20 protein-coding genes and 1 tRNA gene are annotated in these 19,100 nt (G+C 37.2%); 14 read left to right on the top strand and 7 right to left on the bottom strand.

Annotated features, from left to right (window positions below; genetic code table 11):
• Positions 1-32: 32 nt before the first annotated feature.
• From A9G13_RS01925 to A9G13_RS01915, 3 genes are all read left to right on the top strand, one after another.
• Complete coding sequence (locus A9G13_RS01925; RefSeq protein ID WP_065555934.1) at positions 33-284, top strand: DUF1289 domain-containing protein; 252 nt, start codon at positions 33-35, stop codon at positions 282-284.
• A 178-nt stretch (positions 285-462) separates the two neighbouring features.
• A complete protein-coding gene (locus tag A9G13_RS01920; RefSeq protein ID WP_065555933.1) occupies positions 463-705 on the top strand; it encodes a zinc ribbon domain-containing protein in 243 nt (80 codons plus the stop codon).
• A gap of 98 nt (positions 706-803) precedes the next feature.
• Positions 804-890: transfer RNA gene (locus A9G13_RS01915), tRNA-Leu, on the top strand.
• A gap of 361 nt (positions 891-1,251) precedes the next feature.
• Here A9G13_RS01915 and A9G13_RS11240 read toward each other — a convergent pair.
• On the bottom strand, positions 1,252-1,386 hold the full coding sequence (locus tag A9G13_RS11240) for a hypothetical protein (RefSeq protein ID WP_255307333.1): 135 nt from the start codon (positions 1,384-1,386) through the stop codon (positions 1,252-1,254).
• A 59-nt stretch (positions 1,387-1,445) separates the two neighbouring features.
• On the opposite strand from A9G13_RS11240, the gene A9G13_RS01910 reads away from it, so the two are divergent.
• The 8 genes from A9G13_RS01910 (at position 1,446) to A9G13_RS01875 (ending at position 9,235) form a co-directional block, all read left to right on the top strand.
• Positions 1,446-2,813: a hypothetical protein gene (locus A9G13_RS01910; protein WP_065555932.1), complete on the top strand. Its 1,368-nt coding sequence runs from the start codon at positions 1,446-1,448 to the stop codon at positions 2,811-2,813.
• A 633-nt stretch (positions 2,814-3,446) separates the two neighbouring features.
• The gene (locus A9G13_RS01905) at positions 3,447-3,815 is read left to right on the top strand and encodes a helix-turn-helix domain-containing protein (protein ID WP_065555931.1); all 369 of its coding nucleotides are present in this window, start codon (positions 3,447-3,449) and stop codon (positions 3,813-3,815) included.
• A 1-nt stretch (position 3,816) separates the two neighbouring features.
• Positions 3,817-4,092 (top strand): helix-turn-helix domain-containing protein, encoded by a 276-nt coding sequence (locus A9G13_RS01900; RefSeq protein WP_065555930.1) that lies wholly within the window; start codon positions 3,817-3,819, stop codon positions 4,090-4,092.
• A gap of 119 nt (positions 4,093-4,211) precedes the next feature.
• Positions 4,212-4,580 carry a helix-turn-helix transcriptional regulator gene (locus A9G13_RS01895; RefSeq protein ID WP_065555929.1) on the top strand — a complete coding sequence of 123 codons (369 nt, stop codon included), beginning with the start codon at positions 4,212-4,214 and terminating at the stop codon, positions 4,578-4,580.
• A gap of 193 nt (positions 4,581-4,773) precedes the next feature.
• Positions 4,774-5,130, top strand: a complete 357-nt coding sequence (locus A9G13_RS01890) for a hypothetical protein (protein ID WP_065555928.1) — start codon at positions 4,774-4,776, stop codon at positions 5,128-5,130.
• Between the two features lie 239 nt (positions 5,131-5,369).
• A complete protein-coding gene (locus A9G13_RS01885) occupies positions 5,370-6,377 on the top strand; it encodes a phage integrase (protein WP_065555927.1) in 1,008 nt (335 codons plus the stop codon).
• 691 nt (positions 6,378-7,068) lie between these two features.
• On the top strand, positions 7,069-8,457 hold the full coding sequence (locus tag A9G13_RS01880; protein ID WP_065555926.1) for a hypothetical protein: 1,389 nt from the start codon (positions 7,069-7,071) through the stop codon (positions 8,455-8,457).
• Between the two features lie 481 nt (positions 8,458-8,938).
• Entirely contained in the window at positions 8,939-9,235 is a 297-nt protein-coding gene (locus A9G13_RS01875) for a hypothetical protein (RefSeq protein ID WP_141670842.1), read from the top strand.
• Between the two features lie 121 nt (positions 9,236-9,356).
• Here the strand turns inward: A9G13_RS01875 and A9G13_RS01870 are convergent, their stop codons facing one another.
• Positions 9,357-9,941, bottom strand: coding sequence for a hypothetical protein (locus A9G13_RS01870; protein WP_065555924.1), 585 nt, complete (start codon positions 9,939-9,941; stop codon positions 9,357-9,359).
• A gap of 317 nt (positions 9,942-10,258) precedes the next feature.
• Here A9G13_RS01870 and A9G13_RS01865 point away from each other — a divergent pair, with 317 nt between their 5' ends.
• Positions 10,259-11,089 carry a MetQ/NlpA family ABC transporter substrate-binding protein gene (locus A9G13_RS01865; protein WP_065555923.1) on the top strand — a complete coding sequence of 277 codons (831 nt, stop codon included), beginning with the start codon at positions 10,259-10,261 and terminating at the stop codon, positions 11,087-11,089.
• 142 nt (positions 11,090-11,231) lie between these two features.
• Here the strand turns inward: A9G13_RS01865 and A9G13_RS01860 are convergent, their stop codons facing one another.
• The 4 genes from A9G13_RS01860 to clcA form a co-directional block, all read right to left on the bottom strand.
• Entirely contained in the window at positions 11,232-12,056 is an 825-nt protein-coding gene (locus tag A9G13_RS01860) for a PHP domain-containing protein (RefSeq protein WP_065555922.1), read from the bottom strand.
• Positions 12,057-12,248: 192 nt separating this feature from the next.
• Complete coding sequence (locus A9G13_RS01855) at positions 12,249-14,120, bottom strand: beta-glucoside-specific PTS transporter subunit IIABC (RefSeq protein WP_065555921.1); 1,872 nt, start codon at positions 14,118-14,120, stop codon at positions 12,249-12,251.
• 134 nt (positions 14,121-14,254) lie between these two features.
• A complete protein-coding gene (gene licT, locus A9G13_RS01850) occupies positions 14,255-15,094 on the bottom strand; it encodes a BglG family transcription antiterminator LicT (protein WP_065555920.1) in 840 nt (279 codons plus the stop codon).
• A 281-nt stretch (positions 15,095-15,375) separates the two neighbouring features.
• Complete coding sequence (gene clcA, locus A9G13_RS01845) at positions 15,376-16,758, bottom strand: H(+)/Cl(-) exchange transporter ClcA (protein ID WP_065555919.1); 1,383 nt, start codon at positions 16,756-16,758, stop codon at positions 15,376-15,378.
• 88 nt (positions 16,759-16,846) lie between these two features.
• On the opposite strand from clcA, the gene A9G13_RS01840 reads away from it, so the two are divergent.
• Both A9G13_RS01840 and A9G13_RS01835 read left to right on the top strand, forming a co-directional pair.
• Positions 16,847-17,200, top strand: a complete 354-nt coding sequence (locus tag A9G13_RS01840) for a hypothetical protein (RefSeq protein ID WP_065555918.1) — start codon at positions 16,847-16,849, stop codon at positions 17,198-17,200.
• A gap of 53 nt (positions 17,201-17,253) precedes the next feature.
• Entirely contained in the window at positions 17,254-17,712 is a 459-nt protein-coding gene (locus A9G13_RS01835; protein ID WP_065555917.1) for a DUF4234 domain-containing protein, read from the top strand.
• Positions 17,713-17,771: 59 nt separating this feature from the next.
• On the opposite strand, the gene A9G13_RS01830 is transcribed toward A9G13_RS01835, so the two are convergent.
• Positions 17,772-19,100 (bottom strand): MATE family efflux transporter, encoded by a 1,329-nt coding sequence (locus tag A9G13_RS01830; RefSeq protein ID WP_218059120.1) that lies wholly within the window; start codon positions 19,098-19,100, stop codon positions 17,772-17,774.

The raw sequence follows: 19,100 nt of genomic DNA, 5'->3' as shown, positions 1-19,100 counted from the left end.
CCATTAATGGCTACAGACTAAGGGGTAATCGCATGGATCAGCTGGAATTTTTTGCTATTCCCAACCCTTGCCAAGGTGTTTGCCAAACCAATAAACAAGGTTATTGCCTTAAGTGCTTGCGCTCGCGCGAGGAACGATTCAATTGGTTCACTTATTCAGATGCCCAAAAACAACAAGTATTGCGCCTATGCAAGCAACGGCGCAATCGCCAACGTTATCTATTAGGGCACCAACGTGACCAAGCCTCTACAGCGACTTTACAGCAAAGCAATTTTGATTTTTGATTAATAAATTTAGTTAATTAATCTATAGTTATTAACTACTTGTATTTGCACCTAACTCGGAGTAGCATTTCTTATTACCTTAATTGCTGTATAAGAAATGCCCGTCAATTAAGGTAGTTATTAAAATAGTTAATAGAAATAGCCATTGCTATTATTAATATTATAAGAGAACACAACTATGAAAATGTGCATTGCATGTGGCATGCCAATGACAACTATTGGTGATTACCCGTTACATGATATGTCCAAAAATTATTGTAAACATTGTGCCCATAAAGATGGCTCAATGAAGACTTTTGATGAAAAATGGCAAGAATTATCCACACATTATGCCAACCACCATGATGTGGATTATGCCATAGCTAAAAAAAACGCTTATATCATCCTTAAAAAACTGCCCGCTTGGAAACGCCGGTGGTAGTTGAATTTTTAGGCAACTAGAGCACTTTATTACAATATCTGTTGCAGTTATTTCATAGCTTAGTATAATGCCAACGTTTACTTATTTACACTTCAAATGCCAGTGTGGCGAAATTGGTAGACGCAGCGGATTCAAAATCCGCCGCCCTTAAAAGCGTGTCGGTTCGAGTCCGACCACTGGCACCAAACTCACCAAGATAAATCCAATTAAAAACTACCTTTATCCTTGTCAAGATGTTTCCTGAGAGGTATACGTTTCAGTATAAAAATCAGCCCCAAATCCAGCTTAAAAATAAAGCCAATACCTTCATCTTTACTATTCTTTACAAATAAACTTAACAAAATAGTAGTTAAATTTTATCAAGGCGATATACTTTTAACGATGAGTGGTGCGGAGGTTATTTTTCGTGCACTCGAATGGAAAAAGTGTAAATAAAACATAAAATTACTTGACGGAATCTTCATCATGCCTTATACTGGAAGACACAAGACACAAGACACAAGCACTGGCAGCTTTACGTCCAAAATCTATCTCAATGCACTGTAGTTAACTCATTTCACCAAAGTGATAATTTAGTTCCCAATTTAGCCCCGTGCCGTCGGCATAATCGGCAACTTGGTCACCCCAATCAGCAGCGACAATCATTAACACTATTACCGCTAAATCGGCAATTACCGCCATTATCACTAATTAAGCGCCAACCGCGTTTCGGTTCTAACTTAAAGCGTGGTTTAGCCTTAATGCCATTGCTGTTATTGCCATATGCTACTACTACCCAAGCGTTGTCAGCCACTACCGCCCAGGTAATCCATGGTACTGAGCCATATTTAACCTTTGATAATGGGGTAACTAGGGTTACTACTACGGATGGTCTGTTAGGTATTAAACTTTCCAACGGTACTCGCTTCACTCCGGCAACCAATACCTCAACTGCAAGTAACCCTATAGTACTTCCCGAGGTCAATCAGAGTTTCGCTGATATTGCTATGTCAATACCTACTAATACCAATTCCATTGCCTTAAGCGCTTTAATTGGTGCCCCGTATAATTATTGGGGCGATGATGATGGTGATGGTCAGGGTACTAATGGTGTTACCGCTACGGGTGATTTAAGGGTGAGTATTACCGATAAAGACAATCAAGTCGTGAGTCGTAGTGCTACCTTAAATTTATGTAAAGCGCCTTATAAAGTGGCATTAACTAGTACAGCTGGTAGTTTAACCACCCAGTATGGGTTGCCTAATAGCAGTAGTTTCAGCGGTGGTACTGCCACCTATTATATTAGTCCTAAAGCAGGGCCTACAATCTGTTACGCCAGACCAAATCTTGGCCGTGGCACCGGCATCTACGCCGGCCCCGCCACTATCTGGAACCCAACTAAAGGCTTCCTAGTACAATCCACTGAACCATCAAGTTACAGTCGTAACTTCCCCACTACCGGAGCCAATAATCTGTATTTTGATTTAGACATAGGTGGTGTTAATGGTTCAGCATTGACATGGCCAACCGTCAGCCAAGGAGGTATAACCGCCACCATGACGCCATCCCCCGATAATGCTAATAACATCCGCGTCACCCTCACCGGTCCGTTGGCAACAGCATCGCAACAAAGTTCAGCCACACCGGGTCGTATCGCTAGACCCACCTTGCCACAGACATTCGTGATAGTCGGTAAAGATAGTAGTAATAACGAGGTAGTAAGATATGGCTTTGTATTAAAGCGTTGGTTCGTCAACCGCGGAGATAAAAAAGATAATCTTGCTAACACCTCATCCTGGTGTCGTAGTTTAGGCGGCGGTTACCGTCTACCCCAGGTCAAAGACTTAACTAACGCGGTGTGTTTTGGAACTAGTTCAGGCTCTTGGTGCCAAGGAGCAGTGGGCGCCACGCCGTCATCAAGAGGTAATACTTACCAGCGTAATATTGGTGCGGGTTTGTTCACCGAATGGGGCGGCCTGAGCGTTTATACCGCTGCTGGCTTCGTCATTGACGGCAACTGGACAAGCGACAGCAGCGGTTCGTACCAGTTCTTTGTCTACTCGGGCACCGGCTACGTTGACAGCCACTACCCTTACAACAGCTTCGGCGGGGTTTGTGCCTATCCTTAGTCCTTAGTTCTTAGACCTTAATCCTTAAGTCACGGGTGTTTAATAAGGAATAATAAAGTTTAAGCAACCAAAGGACGGTTGCAGCGGCAGGGGCAACCCGAGCCGCTTTTTAAAAATGCCAGCCATCGTGCTGGCATTTTTATGCTTGTTAAGATGTTTCCTGAGAGGGGTATGTTTCAGTATAAAAACACAGCCCTAAACCCAGCTTAAAAATAAAGCCAATCCCTTCATCTTTACTTTTCTTTACAAATAAACTAAATAAAAAAGTAGTTAAATTTTATCCAGACGATATACTTTTACAACTTAGTGGTACAGGAGGTTATTTTTCGCGCACCAGGATGAAAAAAGTGCAAATAAAACATGAAATTAATTTACGGAATCCTGGTTATGCCTTACACTATAAGCCCCAATTCTTGTCAACTTGACGCTCAAAATCTATCTCAGCACACTGTAGTTAACTGTTTACAACCAATGTTAAATTTACAACCCGGTTTAGCCCTGTGGCGTCGGTGTAAGCGCCAACAGTATGATCACCAAATTTAGCAAATAAACGCGACGGTGAATGAATATCCAGTGCATTCTTAAATCGATTACCAATACTGGTACCGGGTAGTATTTTTAAGGCTAATTAAAATGCGATTTGACCGAAATATACAAAATGTTATTAAGCGTATCGTCATGGCTTATAACGCAAAAACGCTCAAACAAGCTGCTGATTTAATGAATGTTACCGCCAGCATTATTGGTAATAGAATCCATAGAAATTCCTTTCCGCACTATCTTGTTTTAACTTGTATTATTGATACAGGAGTTAATCCACAATGGTTATGCACTGGCGAGGGTGAACCTAATATTGATGGGTTGAAAACCGAAAAAAAAACAATCGAAGTTTCGACCGAAGCGTTAGAAAAACTGGAACGCATTGCGGCATTAAAAAAAGATGGTGCAATAACCGAAGATGAATACAACTTATTAAAAGGTAGTATTTTTAAGGCTAATTAAAATGCGATTTGACCGAAATATACAAAATGTTATCAAGCGTATCGTTATGGCTTATAACGCAAAAACGATCAAACAAGCTGCCGATTTAATGAATGTTACCGCCAGCGTTATAGGTAATAGAATCCATAGAAATTCCTTTCCGCACGATCTTGTTTTAACTTGTATTATTGATATAGGGGTTAATCCGCAATGGTTATGCACTGGTGAGGGTGAGCCTAATATTAATGGGTTAAAAACAGAAAAAAAATTAATCGAAGTCTCGGCAGAAACGTTGTAAAAACTGGAACGCATAGCAGCATTAAAAAGCAGCGGTGCTATTACTGATGATGAATATCAGTTATTAAAGAGTAGTGTTTTTAATAATTAGATATTACTGTTTTGGTATTTTGGGATGATATGATTGAATTTGATAACAGCAAAAATGTAGTTAGCCGAATGGTTAACGCATATAAATTAAAAACCATTAAAGCACTATGCAATCACTTTGATGTGGGGATGAGCGTTATAACAAATAGAATATTAAGAAACTCTTTTCCCGCTGAATATGTGATTCAATGCTCATTAGAAACAGGCGCTAACTTACAATGGTTATGTACTGGTGAGGGTGAGCCTAATATTGATGGGTTGAAAACAGAAAAAAAATCAATCGAAGTTTCGACCGAATCATTAGAAAAACTGGAACGTATTGCGGCATTAAAAAAAGATGGCGCTATTACTGATGATGAATACAACTTATTAAAAGGTAGTATTTTTAATAAAGATTAATTTTTATTGAACTTTGAGATCTTGAAAAAAATTCATCTGCATCTATATAGACTTATATTGATACTTATTGATGTATAACAAGTCATTTCCTATTGTGTGCAACCATAAAGTGTGGTTTAATAGTCGACAATAATATTTATAATAGACTCTTGGTTGAACGCTTAGGGTCTTTTTGTATAGAGAGTTTTCAAAAATGAATAGTGCCAATAGCAAAGATGAAGACATACTAGTTAAAGCAAAAAAAGATTTTGAAACAATACAAAACAGGGTTTATGGTGAAATTAGTCTTTTATTAAAATACGCAAAGTTAAACGCTTATGATATCCTTAAAGCAAAAAATCCTAGTTATAGCGAAGTGGTTGAATCTTTAAAAAAGTATTTAGAGATAGTTGAATTATTAACACCAATAATAAAAACACCACAACATGTGATTGATGACCTCAATTTGGTATTGGATCATTTTAGCGAGTTAGCCAAAGGGATAGAGGAAGAAAATATTGAGATGATTTGCGAGGCAATTGCCAAATTAGACTGCAATATAAGGCTTTAATTTAAAAGTTATTAGATAAAGAAGTATATTAAAACAAGGGGGAGATATTATGAATATAAATTATGTATTGTTTTTATTGAAAAGAGCGGAAAAAATAGCAGATAAAATAACTAATTCGAGAAAGAAATTAGAGGCTAGCTTAGCTGAGCAGAATAAAGCTGCATAAATGTTATTTAAAATAAAAAAGCTCGTTTTTATACGGGCTTTTTTATTATTTGAATGATAAAAAATAAAAATAAATGACAGTACGCAAGCAATCTAACGGCAAATGGCTATTTGAAAAGTATTTAGAAGGTGGCCGCCGTATTCGTAAAACATTCGGCACCAAAGGCGAAGCGCTAGCATATGAAAATTATATTGAAGAACAAGCGGCGACCAAGCCATGGATAGCTGAAAAACAAGATCGCCGGCGTATGTCTGAGTTAGTTAATATCTGGTACCAATCGCATGGGCAAACGTTGAAAGATGGCGAAAGGGTAAAAAAAATCTTGGAGTTTATTTGCCAGTCTACTAATAATCCATTGGTCGGGGATTTTACTACTAGAACATTTACAGATTACCGAAAAAAGCGCATGAACGGGGAACTTTATCGAACTGATTCAGTTAAGACAATATCGTTAAGAACACTTAACCTTGAGTTGGTTTATCTGCGCGCCATGTTTAACGAACTAGCACGACTTGGCGAATGGAATCAACCCAATCCGATCAGCAATATCAAGCAATTCAAAACCGATGAGTCAGAAATGGCCTTTTTATCTAATGAGCAAATAAAATTATTATTAGATGAATGTGCAAGTAGTAACGTTGCCAATTTGCTATTAATGGTTAAGATTGGATTATCAACCGGGGCGAGGTGGTCCGAGATAGCTAATCTTAAGTTAACACAAATACAACCCTATAAAATTACCTACACAAAAACGAAAGGGCGGCGCAATCGCACTGTACCAATTACGAAAGAACTATATAACCAAATTCCAAAAGAGAATAATAAGATCTTTAGCGGAACGCATCAAAACGCATTTAAACGAGCGATTGAGCGAACTGGGATCGAGTTACCAGATGGACAGTTAACACATGTACTGCGCCACACCTTTGCCAGCCATTTTATGATGAACGGCGGCAATATTTTAGTATTACAAAAAATACTAGGCCATACCGACATAAAAACAACAATGCGTTATGCTCACCTAGCACCCGATCACCTCGAAGAAGCTACCGCACTAAATCCATTAGTCAACATAAAATAAGTGGCGGTAAAATGGCGGTAGAGTTGCCCATTATTGACTAATATCGCCTTTTATTGACATTGTAATTTATTGATTTATTTATAAGTTATTGTTTTTTAAAGGTAGGTTTTAGTTTTCAAAATCCGCCGCCCTTAAAAGCGTGTCGGTTCGAGTCCGACCACTGGCACCAAACTCACCAAGATAAATCCAATTAAAAACTACCTTTATCCTTGTCAAGATGTTTCCTGAGAGGTATACGTTTCAGTATAAAACTCAGCCCCAAACCCAGCTTAAAAATAAAGCAAATCCCTTCATCTTTACTATTCTTTACAAATAAACTCAACAAAATAGTAGTTAAATTTTATCAAGGCGTTATACTTTTAACGATGAGTGGTGCGGAGGTTATTTTTCGCGCACTCAAATGGAAAAAGTGTAAATAAAACATAAAATTACTTGACGGAATCTTCATCATGCCTTATACTGGAAGACACAAGACACAAGACACAAGCACTGGCAGCTTTACGTCCAAAATCTATCTCAACACACTGTAGTTGACTCATTTCACCGAAGTGATAATTTAGTTCCCGATTTAATCCCCGATTTAGCTCCGCGCTGTCGGCAACTCAGTCACCCAAATCAGCAGCTACAACCATTATTACCAATTAAGCGCCAACTGCGTTTAGGTTTTAGCTTAAAGCGTTGTTTAGCCTTAATGCCGTTGTTATTATTGCCGTATGCTACTACTACCCAAGCGTTGTCCGCTACTACCGCCCAGGTAATCCATGGTAGTGCGCCATATTTAACCTTCGATAATGGGGTAACTAAGGTTACAACTACAGATGGTCTGTTAGGTATTACCATCTCCGACGGTACTACTCAAACCACCTACACCCCGAGCCATAATACTTCAACCGCAGCCAACCCCATAGTGCTCAGGGTAGCCAATCAGAGTTTCGCCGATATTGGTATGCTGGTGCCACCCACTACTGATTCAATCGCCTTAAATGCTCTAATTGGAGCCCCTTATAATTATTGGGGCGATGATGATGGTGATGGTCAGGGTACTAATGGTATTACTGCTAGCGGTAATTTAACTGTTAGTATTACCGATAAAGACAATCAAGCAGTAAGTCGAAATGAGGTATTAAGTATTTGTGGTGCCCCTTATAAAGTGGCATTAACCAGTACAGCTGGTAGTTTAACCACCCAGTATGGGCTGCCTAATAGTAGTAATTTCACAGGGAGTACTGCCACTTATTATATCAGTCCTAAAGCGCCACCTAAAATCTGTTACGCCCGGCCGAGTCTGCAATATGGTAAAAATAATGAGACAATTCGCGGTTCATCAGGATGGAACCTCGCTGGCCCCGCCACTATCTGGAACCCAATTAAAGGCTTCCTGGTGCAATCCACTGAATCATCAGGTTACAGTCGTAACTTCCCGACTACCGGGGCCAATAAGCTGTATTTTGATTTAGACATAGGTGGTGTTAAAGGTTCAGCATTGACATGGCCAACCGTCATCAGCCAAGGTGGTATTACCGCCACCATAACGCCATCACCCGCTGATGCTAATAATATCCGCGTTACCCTCACAGGTCCGCATATGAACAATCGAGGTACACCCAGCTTGCCACAGACATTCGTGTTAGTCGGTAAAGATAGTAGTAATAACGAGGTATTAAAATATGGTTTTGAGTTAAAGTATTGGTTCGTCACCCGTGGAGGTAATTATGCTAAAGCTCCTGTCCAAACAACCTGGTGTAATAGTTTAGGTGGTGGTTACCGTATGTCTCAGGTCAAAGACTTAACTAACGCGGTGTGTACAAGTCAGGCAATAGCTGCTGGCAGGAATTGCGAAGGAGCAGTGGGCGCCACGCCTTCATCATCTACTCACTATTACCAACGTAATATTGGTGCGGGTTTGTTCACCGAATGGGGCAACATGTTTTATTATAATGCCGACTTCGGCTACTACCCCTACGCCTTCTGGGTAAGCGACAGCCACGGTTCGGAGCGGTTCGTTGTCGGCCAGGAAAGCGGTGACTTTGCCTACAACAACCCCAACTACAACGGCCTCGCGATTTGTGTCTATCCTTAGTTCTTAGTTCTTAATCCTTAAGTCGCGGGTGTTTAATAAGGGGTAATAAAGTTTAAGCAACCAAAGGACGGTTGCAGCGGCAGGGGCAACCCGAGCCGCTTTTTCGTTAAGAGGGATTGGTGTGAATCCCTCTTAACAATCTCCCCACACCCCGCGGGAAGTAGTGGTCACTGCGTGACTACCCTCACTCGCTAATTGGCACTTAACGAACCGCCGCGTATCGCACCTCCGTGTGCGCCCACGGCTCATCCGGCTTCCTGCCGGCTGTTCTATGCCAATTACCTCCCTCGGCACCACTTAAGCGGGGGGGAAGTAAAAACAACACCCAAGCATAAAACGCTCGCAACCTAACCGATTTAAACTAATTTAAGCTAAAATAGTGATTATTAAACTGCTAATATAATTGGCAATTAGTTAAATAGACCTAATGCACCATACAATAAGGGACAAAATGACCAGACAAAGGCAATTTATATGGATTATGCCGCTGCTATTATCTATTTTTTCCAGCCAGGCCGCCTTAATGGACAATCCATGTAATAATAACGACACCATAAAAAAAGCCATTAGCAACATAAATGAACTATGGCAACATTATGATTATAGCTATCTAGCCGTTGAAATCTACTCCGGCACAACCATCAACAGCAAACCGTTAATTTGTGAGTATATTGTGGGGCTTAACACCCGAAAAAAACTGCGTATTCGTTATCAGATATCTAAAGAGGTGTACGGTCAAGAGACTATTACGGTGGATACAATAGAAAAGGTAAAGTAGAGCCCGTTAATAAAATCCCCTAGGCACATAGGGGCATTCTAAACTAAGTCGCCAGCGCCAATTTTGTTTGCGACTAAGTAAGGCGCTGCTGCTAGTGATGATTTACTGCCAAAGCTAACTTTTATGGATTGACTTTAGGGCCATAACTCCAATCTAAAAAGTGAGCTTTATATATGGTCGCATTACCGTTTTCATCTACTACCGCGCCACCATCTTCATCATCGGCTTCGGAATAAACACCAACAAAATCTTTTAAGTCACCAAGAGTAGGGATTGGGACTAATTGTTCCGTTGAAACTAAATTATCATTTTTAACAAAGGTAATGCGCCAAAGTAATGCTTCTTGAGGATCACCGGAATATAAAATATCAGCTACTTTTTCCAACGGTTTTAATAATAGATTAATGTCGCCACATAAATCAGATTCGTCCACACAATAATTAATAGCAAGTAATCGATATACTTTTTTGCCCACAATGTATCTGGCAACAGCTTGCTTCTGATAACTATCAGGTTTGTCGTCTTCATTAATAATAAATACTACTCGACCGTCATCAATATCGGCTGAGTAAGTTAAATATTGCATACCATCATTTAAAACTTCATGTTGTTTTTTAAAAATTGTGGTTGCTTCATTTGGATCAGCAAATAGGGGAGTAGCAAAAAACAATAGCAAGGCAATGGTTAATTTCAATCGTTTTTTCATGTGATTAATTCCTATGTATTATTGAGATAATGCGCTATAAATATTGATTCAATATATAAAATAATTTGTGTATTGACTAGTCAATTGTTTGGCTATAGGTCTTGCTGTCAAGATGTTTCCTGAGAGGGGGTATGTTTGCGTATAAAGTAAGACTAATATGGATAGGTTTTGGGCGTGCAATCTTTATATGACTAATTGGCATATCCATATAATTTTTTTATATTTGCTGATTGCGGTTCCATCCTTATAATGAAGTAATTATCAATATTTTTAATTGGCTGACACCATAATCAACACTTAAGTATTAAGGAGAAATAATGAAAAAATACTTTAATCTGGTGGTTCTTATGCTTTTGGGGTTGACTTTGGTTGCCTGCGAGCAAAAATCCACTTCGACGCCGGCAGCGCAAGTGCAGAAAAAAGAAATTATTGTGGGTATGCCGCCAAGCATGCACAACATTTTAATGGAACGAGTAGTGAAACCGGAATTAGAAAAGCAAGGCTATACGGTTAAATTGGTTAACTTTAGTTCCCTGCGCGACGCTAACACCGCTTTAGTTGAAGGCAGTATTGACATGAATGCGGCGCAACACCAAGCGTATTTGGATGTCTATAATAAAGAAACTAATAATGATTTAGTTTCGTTAGTGCATATTCCTTCGATTTCGGCGGCGTTATTCTCGCAATCGCACCATTCAGTTGATGAAGTAGCGCCCGGGCAAACTATTGTGATCCCCAATGATCCTTCAAATACTGCGCGGGCATTATTGTTATTGCAAAAATTGCATTGGATCACTTTAAAACCGCAAGCACAATCTGGTACAGCAAGTTTAGACGATATTGCCGACAACAAATATAACTTGCAATTTAAAACGGTATTGTCTGAACTAATCCCACGGGTATTGGGCGAAGTTGATTATGCGATTATGCCTGGTGGCGTAGCATGGCTAAGTAAAGTACCGGCCGAAAATGCCTTAGTTCAAGAACAGTTGTCACCCAATTTAGAGCTTATGGTAGTGTTAAAAAAACAGAATTTAAATACGCAATGGGCACAAGACGTGAAACAACTTTACCAATCCGCACAACTAAAAAAATTCATCAACGAAGATCCCGAAGCCAAAGGTCGATTTATTTGGCCGCAGGGGTAGGTTAACTGATAAAAATTATCCCCTTTATGTAAACACAAAAGGGGATATGCTGATAGGAATAGTATTTGTAATATTATCATTAAACTATCATCATTAAATAAATTATTACCGCTAGCTTAATAAGTTAAAATATGATGTTAATTTATAAGGTAGCAAAATCTTCTAACTCATAAAATTGTTTTTCAGTTAAACCAAAATCTCCAAATTTTAATAATGCCGGATCATGAAAATCACTACCACCACTTTTTACTAAATCGTATTTATCAGCATATTGCTGAGTTAATTGATAATCAATAGCCTTCATTTTTGAATGATTAATTTCAATGCCTCTTAAACCATAATCAACATATTTATTTATTTCATCATAATTATCGTAAACACATGGATGAGCCAAAATAGGAATACCACCATCCGCTAAAATGCTATTAATCCCTTTTTCTATTTGAATGTATCCCATTTTTAGATCTGTTTCTTTAGATGTTTTTGATGCAAATAGGCTTTTATAACGTTCTTTGGTCATTTCGTTAGGGTATTTTTCACGTAATGCTTGGAAGATATTCATTTTAAAAACAATGTTATATTTTGAAAATTTTTTAGCATCCGCATAACAAATGTCGTAACCTTTTTGGTTAAGTTCTTTAATCAGTTCTTGATGATACTTATCTCGGCATTGTAATGTGTGATTACATAATTCATCAATATGAGGAGTTTTTTGATTGAGCCATAATCCGACTATGTGGACTTTTTTATAGACATCAAAGTCATAACAACTCATTTCAACCCCTTTAACAATATGCAATCCTAGTTTTTCCCCATAAGAATAAATTTCATCATAATGATTGGTAGTATCGTGATCTGTAATAGCAATAGCTTTTATTCCATTTTTAGCGGCATTTTCTAGCACATCTTTTATTTCACAAACTCCGTCACTATGGTTGGTATGAACATGTAAATCAGCATAAATCATATTATTTACCTTGTAAGTTTTAAGCTATAAATAGCTCATATAATATAAACCCAAAATCAATGTTAATGTTGTAAAATAAAAACTATTTCACTATGAATACTATTTATAAAATGGCTTTAATTAGACCTGCTAATATTTAATTAGCAGGATAACATTTTCAATGTTAATGAGTTACGTAATTAACTGTTTCTATTAGAAAACAGTTAGTAACACCGTTTGATTATTTACTGTTTGTTGCTGTGTTTTTAATATATCTAAATAATCATTACTGTTGGTAATAACTACTATGGTTGCAAGATCAAAACCTTCTTGTTGTAAAGCTGCTAAGTCAAATTCAATTAAGGTATCTCCTTGATTTACCACTTGGCCTTTACTAACTTTAGTAGTGAAATATTTGCCATTTAAATTAACTGTATCTATACCGACATGAATGAGCATTTCAATATCATTAGCTAATGTTAGCCCTATAGCATGACCCGATTGAAATGTTGCCGATACAATGCCATGACCAGGTGCCACGACAATTCCTTTCTTTGGGTTGATGGCAATACCTTCACCCATAATTCCTGATGAAAAGGTTTCGTCATTCACATTAGTTAATGGCATCACTTCACCATCTAATGGTGCAAATAGCTTTACAGGTTCTTGGTTTTGATGGGCATTAGTTTCAGGATTATTTTGGGTGACTCCATCATTCATCCATTCATCTTCTTGATTAACCGGATCATCAAAACCAATCACAAAAGTGGCAATGAAAGTAATAATACTTGCAATAATTAAGGTAATAATTGCATTTACTAATTGATTATCTACATCTGAAACCCACATCGGTAAACTTAATAATCCTGGTGTCGCGTATACGAATGCTTTAAGTTTCACAATACCAGCAAATAAACCGGCGCAAGCACCACCAATCATACAAGCGTACATAGGTCTTTTTAATTTAAGATTAACCCCATACATGGCCGGTTCTGTAATCCCACCAAAGAAGGCTGTAATACTAGCTGAAAGGGCAAGCTGTTTTAATTCCCGATTTTTAGACTTAATTGACACTGCTAACGAAGCTGCAGCCTGAGACATGTTTGAACATAATGCAATAACCCGAATAATTGGATCAAATCCACGTTGTTCAACTAACATTATGGTAATTGGACTTAATGCTTTATGCATACCAATAGAAACTAACCATGGATATATTGCAACTAGAATTGGGATGGCAATAAATCCAGTATGTTCTTGAATTAACATTATAGCATCTGCAACTAATTGTGCTAAGAAACTCGAGACTGGACCGATGGCGATAAATGCAATTGGTGTTGTAATAATAAATACTAATAATGGAGCTAGAAAAACCTTTACCATATCGGGAACAATTTTATATACAATTCGTTCGATGTAAGACATTGCCCAAACAGTTAACAAAGCCGGGATTAGTTGTGATGAGTATTTAACTAAAGTGACTGGAATATCCATAAATTCAACCGCACCTTTGGCTTTGACTAAAGCGTCCCAATTAGGATGTAACATTGCTAAGCAAACAAATGCTGCTAAATATTGATTACAATTGAACATTTTAGCAGCCGAAAAGCCTATAAATACTGGCATGAAATAAAACCCAGTATCAAAAATAAAATTTAAAATATAGTAGGTTTGAGAACTCTTATCTAACCAACCTAGCATATTAAGTACTATTAATAATACTTTGCCCATACCGGCTCCAGCAAGGATTGGAATGACTGGAGCGATAGAGCCAGTAATAGTGGATAAAATTCTGTTAATAATAGATTGTTTGGACTCGTGGTCTTTAACATTATTATCTATTTTTATCATTTTCATGATTTCGTTGTAAACATTATCAACATCATTGCCGATTACTAATTGGTATTGACCGCCTTTTTTGACAACAGATAGGATATTTTTATGATTTTTTGCTAAATCATCGTTTACTTTGCTTTCATCAACTAACTTGAAGCGTAAACGAGTAGAGCAATGGACTAATGATTGAATATTATTTTGACCACCAACAATTGTAATGATCTCTTGTGCAAAATTTTTATAATTCATGTTGTTTACCTTTGATTTAATAATTCGAACAATCAAGGTTTAGCCAACTTAATGTTACTATCCAAGCAATGAATTCAAATAGAATTAGAATAAATTATTTTTAATTATCATACTGATAATACAGATTAAGTTATTTATCTACCTCCTAGGATTTTGGCAATATGAAGGGTTAAATATAAAATTTCATCACTATCTAAATGGTATTGATATTTTTCTTCAATATATTTTTTGACTTTTAAACTACAAAGATAAGCATCAATATATCGTTCTTTTATCATGTCAAGTAAATCATTATTAAATAATTTATTAGAATTGTTAGGATTTGAAAATAAACGAATAGCGAAAAATTTCAGATGAGTGACAAAACGGTGATAATTTAAGGATTCAAATTGGTATTCAAGATTGAAATAATACTTAACAATATTGGTTATATTTTGAATGAAATGGGTAATTTCGTATGTTTGTCCAATATCGTCATTTGTTTTAGCGCTAGCTACATGTAAGGCAATAAATGCAGCTTCATCCTCTTGCATTTTGATGCCATAAACTTGTTCAATAAGATTTAAGGCATATACACCTACTTCAAATTCTTCTTTATAAAAGTTTTTGATATCCCATAGCAATTTGTTATTAATTATAATCCCATCTTGGTAACGTTCGATACTGACGCGAATATGATCAAGAATAGATATATACAGAGTATCAAGATATTCTAAAGATAATTTCTCTTTGGCATATTGCACAATATTGTCAGTGATCTCTACACATTCTAAAGGAACATCAGCTAACAAATCTAAGATTTTTTGAGGATATTGCATTGAACTTAAAACAAATTTTTTGGTTATGTGTAGTGGATCTATTTGATCCCCAACTTTTTTGGCATAAGCAATACCTTTACCCATGACAACGATTTCTTTATTGTTACTATCTATTGAGATAGCTACGCTATTGTTTAGGATTTTTTTAATTTCCATTTCCATATTTCCAAAAACAAAAAAACCTATTTTTAGAAAATATAACTTTTCTAAAAATAGGTTTTGTGTAGTAAGCTAAGTACTATTACAATCCTGCATTGCTATTGGCGACAATAGCATAAGCTCGTTTGTAGAGTCAATATTATTAGTAATAATCTTCTATCTATATCACAAATTAATTTTTTATCACAGATTAAAAGCCACTAGTTAGATTCATAGCCAACATGCCAATAAACAATTAATTAACTTACGGTTGTTATATAAATAATGACCAAAACGAATTAAGTTTGCTCAGTTTTTTCAGCCTTTGCCGCCTTACTTCTTAACAAAATCCGCTCTAATATGGCCGAGTAGAGCGGTGCACCACCTAATGCTTGGGCAATTAGGGTTGCGCCTAAACAAGTGATAATCATGGGTAGTATTAGTTGGTAGTTATCCGACATTTCCATTACCAATACTATGCCGGTTAATGGTGCGCGCACGGTGGCGGCAAATAAGCCCCCCATGCCGATAATAGCGCAAGCCCCAAGTTCAATATGATAATTGGGGAAGATTTGTTGAGTGAATAACCCAAAAACAATCCCAATGGTGGTGCCAAGTGCTAAAGTTGGCGCAAAAATGCCACCAGGAGCACCGGAACTGAAACATAAAACCGTGGTGATAAAACGCAGTAATAAAATCAAAAATAGGGCCCCAATGGCGTATTTACCGGCGGTGGCATCTGGAATAAAGTCAAAACCGCTGCCAGTTATTTCAGGCAGAACGAAGCTAATTACGCCAAAAATACCTGCCAATAGAAAGCCAGTGACTAAAAAGTTGTAAGAATGGCGTTGATAAAATTGGCGATAGCGATCTTGCATGAGTAAGATGCATTTATTAGAAATCACCCCAATACCACCAAATAACACCCCTAAAATTAAATATAGCCATAATGACCGAATTGGCACGGCATTAAAATGCCCAATTTGAAACACGGAGGTTTGATTAAATAGGAATTGGTACATAATGCTTGCCATAATCACACCGACAAAGATGGCTTTAATAGAAGTTAAACTGTAACGAAACTGGGGTCGCATTTCTTCAATAATAAATAAAATGCCAGCTAGCGGGGCATTAAAGGCAGCCGTGATCCCGGCGGCTGCACCGGTAGCTAAAAAAGTATGTCGGTAAGCATTATTTCTTATTTTTAGTAGATCACAAATCATGGCGCCAATATTACCACCGATCTGTACCGTTGGGCCTTCACGCCCTAACACCATGCCCGAACCTAAAGCCCCGAGCCCACCTATAAATTTAACCGGCAGCACATAACGCCAGCGCACCGGGCGTAAGTTCATCAAGGCACCTTCAATTTCCGGAATACCAGAACCCCCCGACTCCGGTGCAAAGCGTTTAACTAAATAATAAGCAACCAGCCCCATAGCCCCAGTTATGCCAAAAATAGTTAAGTAAGTGAGCCAAATATTATCAAATAGATGTAACATTAATAATTTGCGGATGCTGATGACCCAATTGACCGCATATTGAAATAGAACACCAATAATACCGGTAATGGTGCCAATAACGCCGGCAATGATTAACACCGTTAGTGGCGCTTTTTCTTCGATACGTTGGATCTTATGAAAAAGCTGTAGGTATTTTTTTATGGATGAATAACTAGGCACAGTGCATAATGATTTAAGAAATAATTGGGGATTTTACTATTATAATTGAGAAAAACAAGGCGCTAAACTTGCCTTTAAGGTATTTAATATGTCAAAACTATTTTACTTGTTGCTGTTATTAACACCTGTTTATGCCACTGCTACCGATTGTGAATTATTAAATCAACAAGCTATAGAAAATAGGGTGATAATTCATCCTCTTGAAACCTATCAATTAGAAAGCAATAATGGTGAAAAGGTGTACTTATATTCAGCCCCAAATGAAGCTTGCCAAACCGATACGGTGTTGCGATCTGATGAAATTTCTTCATTAGTGGTATATTCTGATTATGATAATTTTTATTCAGTTACGTACTTTTTGAAAGACCATCCCGAAGATATATCGGGTTGGGTGAAAAAACACTACTTAAATCCAACTGGTCATCGCATTAGTCCACAGTAAAGTTATTATAAGGCTAATAACTCAGCTAACTAAACTAGCATTAAAGGAACAAAATGAACGCAATTGTTGAATTGAAAAAAGCCAATAACTTAGGCACCTTTAAATTTATTATATGGACACTGATTACATTAGGTATTTATCAGTTAGTGTGGATTTATAGAGTTAATAAATCTATAAAAAAATTGCTGGGTGTAGAGGTAAAAAGTAATGCTTTTATTAAAACGTTAATTATGTTGTACTTTGCCCCGTTTTTTATTGCTTTAATCGGTGTTATAACCGCGTTGGTTTATTTAAAAAACCTTAACGACATTATTGATTTTATTGGCCTGTTTATGTGGATTGAATGGGCAAATGTTGCCCGATATGTATTAACTTATTATTGTTTGGGTGAATACAACATCAAATTAAAAACCAAATTCTTTTACGTTATTATTTTTAATATTTTTTATATTAATTACCTTATCAACTATTTAGGTGATGAAAAACGCTTTAGTGCTAACCAATTGCATTAATATTAGAGTTGCTAGCTGTTATTGACGGTTTAACAGTAGATTGTTGATCCTCATTCAAGTTAAGCCAAAATATGTTGCTTAGATCGGTTAATCCAAATTACTAAAAATAGCGTGCGCCCCAGACTAAATAATATATATGACAGCCATAAACCATTATTGCCCCAAATAGGCACGCAAACATATTGAGCAACTAACCATAATATTAGGGCTAAGATCATCGAATCACGAATGGATGCGGTGTAGCTGATCCCGGAAAAAACGCCATAATAAATCAGACCACCAGCCACTACTATCGGGAAGATAATTAACCAATATTGGTAATCAAGGCAGATGGCGATAATTTGATTTTGATTGGTTAATAGCTTGATAATATAAGTGTCAAAGCCAATCCACAGTATGATTAAAATAATCGGGCAGATGATGCAGGCAAGTAGTGACCAATGTAAGGTTTGTTTGTATAACACTAGATCTTTATTGCCCTTAGCTTTGCCACTAAAAACACTCGAAGCATTGGCAAAACCATCAAAAATATAAGCCATTAAATAGTGAATCTGGAATAAAACGGCATTAGCGGCTAAAACTTCGGTGTTAAAACTCGAACCGATAGCAATAAAATGATTGGTGACAATTAATAAGCAAAGGGTACGAATCATTAAATTGGTATTGACCAAAATCACCCCTTTTAGTGATTGCCAAGATAAAATTGCTCTTAGATCAGTTTTTTGCTTAGTCTTGGGTAAATAACCAAAGATAAACCCAACCCCCAATAAGCTACAAATAACTTGGGCACTTAAGGTTGCTAAGGCCACACCTTCAATGTTCCAATGCAATTGCCAAACAAAAATAATTGCCATAATTATGTTAAGCAGATTAATAAGCACTTGTAACAATAATACTGCTTTCACTTTTGCCATGCCCATTAACCAACCCACTAAAACGTAATTGATTAGCACAAAAGGGGCGCCCCAAATTAGGATGCTAAAATAGATATTCGCATAATGTTTGACTTCATCATTAGGTTGTATAACTTGCATGGAGGCGGCAAAAATCAGCTTTTGAAAAACAATGAAGCAAATGCCTAAAAAGATCGCAATAAATAACGGCCGGATCAGGGATGATCTTAATAACATCGGATCATCTAAAGCCTGGGCGGCAAAACCGGTGGTGCTCACCCGCAAAAAACCAAATAACCAATAAATAGTATTAAAAATAACCGCACCCACAGCTATGCCGGCAATAAAAGCCGGGTTGGGTAAATGGCCGACTAAAGCGGTATCGACCACACCTAGTAGTGGAGTAGTAATGGTTGAAATAATAAAAGGGATCACTAATGCCAGGTAATTTTTAAAGCGATATTGTTTATGAAGCGGTGTTGCGGTTGTCATCAT

Origin of the sequence: Gilliamella sp. wkB178 (assembly GCF_001690705.1) — a bacterium.
In the GTDB taxonomy this organism is placed as follows: Bacteria; Pseudomonadota; Gammaproteobacteria; order Enterobacterales; family Orbaceae; genus Gilliamella; species Gilliamella apicola_K.
The sequence above is the reverse complement of the archived record's forward strand: the minus strand, read 5'-3'. Positions and strand labels throughout refer to the sequence as shown.